1 protein-coding gene is annotated in these 225 nt (G+C 39.1%); it reads right to left on the bottom strand.

The window, feature by feature from the left end; all coding sequences use genetic code 11:
* The coding region (locus tag FC36_RS12180; RefSeq protein ID WP_162257663.1) for a hypothetical protein at nt 1-225 on the bottom strand (225 nt) is incomplete at both ends.

Here is a 225-nt window from a genome sequence, read left to right as displayed (position 1 = left end):
ACCAGTTTGACGATATCCATCACGGTAAAAATAAACTTGCCCATTCTCGTTCATAAGTCCGTTATACTTTTGACCGTTTCCGTGGAAATACCCTGACCAAGTGTCAGTATATTTTCCTTCACCATTTTCTTGATTAGAGAAGCGTAAAACGTATTGATAGGTATGGCCTTGATTATATGCAGGAAGATCCATAAAGGTGACTGAAAAGCCACTTTCATTAGCGTC

The sequence above is a fragment of the Ligilactobacillus equi DSM 15833 = JCM 10991 genome (assembly GCF_001435735.1).
GTDB classification, from domain to species: domain Bacteria; phylum Bacillota; class Bacilli; order Lactobacillales; family Lactobacillaceae; genus Ligilactobacillus; species Ligilactobacillus equi.
The sequence above is the reverse complement of the archived record's forward strand: the minus strand, read 5'-3'. Positions and strand labels throughout refer to the sequence as shown.